The organism is Candidatus Protofrankia californiensis, assembly GCF_900634765.1.
In the GTDB taxonomy this organism is placed as follows: Bacteria; Actinomycetota; Actinomycetes; order Frankiales; family Frankiaceae; genus Protofrankia; species Protofrankia californiensis.
Genome location: NZ_CAAAFT010000225.1, coordinates 1 through 3,580, shown reverse-complemented (window position 1 = coordinate 3,580; position 3,580 = coordinate 1). Strand labels below are relative to the sequence as shown.

General features: G+C 72.0%; 2 protein-coding genes and 1 pseudogene. All 3 read right to left on the bottom strand.

What is annotated here, in order from left to right; all coding sequences use genetic code 11:
- A partial coding sequence (locus tag DD1DGNOD_RS12320; RefSeq protein WP_131770164.1) for an RND transporter occupies positions 1-1,930 on the bottom strand: 1,930 nt, incomplete at its 3' end.
- A 159-nt stretch (positions 1,931-2,089) separates the two neighbouring features.
- Complete coding sequence (locus DD1DGNOD_RS12315) at positions 2,090-3,379, bottom strand: MlaD family protein (RefSeq protein WP_013873423.1); 1,290 nt, start codon at positions 3,377-3,379, stop codon at positions 2,090-2,092.
- Positions 3,376-3,580, bottom strand: a pseudogene (locus tag DD1DGNOD_RS12310) (MlaD family protein); the annotation flags it as partial. The gene DD1DGNOD_RS12315 and the pseudogene DD1DGNOD_RS12310, both read right to left, overlap by 4 nt.

The window sequence follows — 3,580 nt, the reverse complement described above, 5'->3', positions numbered from 1 at the left end:
GCGCGATGCCGCACAGCCACGCCCCGGCCAGCCCCCACCCGGTGGCCAGCGCCGCGGCCAGCACGGCACGCGCCGCCTCGGAACGGCGGGGCAGGCCCACCAACAGCACCAGCCCCGCCGCCACGATCCCGAGCAGGCTCGCCGGGTAGCGGTCGTTGGACACCAGCTCGTATCCGCGCGCAGCCACCACCGGCAGCCCGACCAGCTCGGCGGTCAGCCCCTCCGGTGGCTTGGGCAGCGCGGCCCGCACGTCCCGCAGCAGGGTCTGCTGACGCGCGACGTCCTCCAGCTCGACGCCGAAGCTGATTACCGCCTGCCGGCCGTCGGCACGCACGACCGCGCTGGCGAGGTAGCGCGGGAGCTGCTCCAGCCCGGCCGTGATCTGGTCGGGTGTCGGTGAGGTTCCCAGGAAGGCCAGCAGGTCGGGGAGACTCACGATGGGATGCAGGTCGTCCCCGAAGCGGCGGATGGTGGAGTCCTCGGCCTGCCGCATCCAGTCCAGTGCCTGTGGTGTGGTCACGTCCGCGCCGCGGACCAGGATCTGGACCTCGCCGGCCGATCCGAGCACATTCTCGGCGTGCTGCGCGTCGGCCAGTGTGGACACACCGTCGGCGAGCCGGTCCGGCCGGGCCTCGATGTCGAGGAACGCCAGCGCCGACCAGCCTGCTCCCGCGACGGCAACGAGCATGACCAGCACGGCTGCCCGGCGCGGCCGCGACATCGTCCGCGCCGGTTTCTCCTTGCCCACCGCACGGCCTGCCGCGTCGCCCGCCGCCGGCTCGGCCGTGGCGTAGACGACCCGGCTCCGGGTGAGGAAGCCCAGCCCGACGGCGAGCAGGACGCCGGCCGCGAGCGCCCATCCGAGGTCCTGGACGAACGGCACCGGTGAGAGTCCCAGCGAGGCGAAGCCCGCGGCGCTGGCCAGCGCCGCCACGATCACCCGCCGCGGTTCGGCGCCTCGGATCAGGTAGGCGGGGAAGTCGCTGCCGATCCCGACCAGGATGGGCAGGAAGGCCACGACACCGAGGGAGAGCGGATGCCCCAGCCAGCCGAGGGCCGCGAGCGTGAGCGCTGTCGCGCCGAGCGTGGCGGTCAGCGGCAGCAGCCGGTGGCGGCGGCGCACCCAGGGCACGAACAGATAGCAGGCCACGATCAGCCCGAGAGCCAGCACACCGAGTAGCGGGATCTCGCGCCGCACCTGCCCGCCGAGATCGGCGGCGATCGCGGGCATGCCGGTGACGGTCAGTTTGCTCGTGTGCAGCCCGGCGCCGTGGGCGGCCTTTCGGGCGGCGGCCACCAACCGCTCGGTTCCCGCCTGGTCCAGGCCCTCCCGGGGACGGACCAGGATGGCGACGGCGTTCGGCGACGGCACCACGAACCGCCACTGCTGGCGGGGGGAGCCGTCCTGGTCGAACACCACGGCGTTGACGAAGGACGGGTTGCGCAGCGTGGGCAGCCCGGCGGGCAGGCCACGCACGAGCAGGCTGCCGTAGCGCAGGTCGTACTGGGCGACGGCCGCGTCCGCGGCCTGGGTGACCTCGGCGTCGGAGCGGCCGGCGGCGCGCGCCTGCTCCTCGGCCTCGGCCCGCAGGGCGTCCCGTTTGCCGGAGATGGTCGCGAGCAGGTTCTGCGCCGCGCCGGCGATCTGGTTCAGGATGGTCCCCGGGCCGTAGACCACGGCGACGTCGGGCAACTGCGCCAGGTCGCCCTCCAACGCCACCAGCTTGGTGATCTCCTCGGCGCCCAGCAGCTCACGTGCGTTCGCGGACTCCGCGAGGATGACGATCGGATCGCCGCCGAAGGAACGCGCGGACTCCTGTAACGCGCGCTGTGCCGGATCCCCGGCGGGCAGGAAGGACGCCCGACTCGACCCGGGTGAGCCCCACCCCCGTCGCCAGCGCCACGACCAGCACGACGGCGAACCCGGCACAGGCCCGCACGGACGGACGCCGCAGTCGCGGCCGCGGCCGCGCCAGCAGCCAGCGCACCCCCCGGAACGGGGATGCCAGCAGCCGGCGCGGCACGCCCGGCCGGCGCGGGGGACGAGTCCCCCGCGCCGCCGAGCGCCGGATGGCGGGCCTGCGGACCCTCATTCGGGGTCCCGCTCCACCCTCGGGTAGGGCCCACTGAAGGGACCGGGCTTCGCGCCCGTGCCTGGTGCCGGGTACGGGTTGGTGTAGGTCAGCACTTCATATGGCACGGGCGTCTGCACGGAGTATGTGTTGACCAGAGGTGTCAGCCTGACGTAGTGAGCTCCGGATTCGTCGGTGTACTGCATGATCGCGTTGAAGTTGGCGAAGAAGGCCGACAGTTCGGGCCCGTAGGGCTTGATGAACGCGAGCATCGGGTTGACATCCCGCAACGCTGTCCGCACCGGCGGGATGACGTTGCGGACATCGGTGCCCAGGGTGGGCACGCGATTGAGCGTGTCGGGCGCCAGGTCGAGCGTCCCCGACAGCGGAGGGAGCAGCCCGTGCAGATCCGCTGAGGTGGCGGGTAGCTGCTCCAGCGCGTCGGTCAGCAGCGGAGAGGCCGTCTTCAGGTCGGCCGCGACCGGTGCCAACGCCCCGGAGAGCTTCGTCAGGGTGCCGGACGCCGTCTTGGCGCTGTCGAGCACTCCGGGCGCCTGCCGGAGCACGTCCTCGATCGCCTGCTGCTGGCCCGCGGTGGCCTGGGTCAGCTGGTCCACGTTGCTCACCAGGGTGGCGATCTGCCCCTGCCCGGTGTCGAGGGCCCGCAGCACCGTGGACGTCTCCTGTGCCAGCGCCTTGAGATCCTCGGACTGGGACGCGATGGCGTCCAGGGCGGTGTGCCCCTCCCGGCCGAGGTCACCCAGGCCGTCCAGGATCCCGGAGACGTCCTGCTGGGGGCCGTCGGTGCCCTGCCCCAACGACCGGACCAGACTGCCCAGTTCATCGCGGGTGTCCGTGTCCAGGCTGGCGAGTATGTCGCCCAGCTGCACACTCGGCTTCACCCCGTCCTCGGGGATGGTGGCTCCGGAGCGGAGCTCCTTGCCCTTGCCGTCGGTGACGTCGAGGTAACCCTCGCCGACGAGTGAGCGCTCGCCCAACCGTACGGCCACCCCCTCGTGGAGCGGGGCGGCCTTGTCGTCCACCGAGAACTTGACCCGCATTCCGTCAGCCTGGCGAGTGACCTCGCGGACCTGGCCGACCTGCACACCCGCGATCTGCACCCGGCTTGCCGTCACCAGGTTGTCGATGTCCTTGAACACGGCGACGGCGGTGTACTCCTTGCCGCTGATCAACGGTATCCGCACCCCGGCACCGGTGGACAGGTAGAGCAGGATCGCGAGGCTCCCGCCAAGGAAGAGTAGGACGGTCACCAGCCGGCCCAGTGACCCGGTCAGCACGTGTCTCATCGGCTCTGGCCTCCCTGCTGCGTGCCGGTGGGCAGACCGTTCTCCGGCCCGGGGAAGTAGCCGTTCGGTTCCTGTTTCGGCAGCACCCCGAGACCGGGCAGCGGCACGATCAGATGCCCGCGGATGATGTTGCCCTGAGCATCACCCGCGCCGAAGACGGACGACGTGTTGTACACGAACGCCTGGATGTCGGTGAGGTAG

Coding starts and splice junctions, on each gene's coding strand:
- DD1DGNOD_RS12315 (WP_013873423.1), bottom strand. CDS start 3,379: ATGAGACACGTGCTGACCGGGTCACTGGGCCGGCTGGTGACCGTCCTA.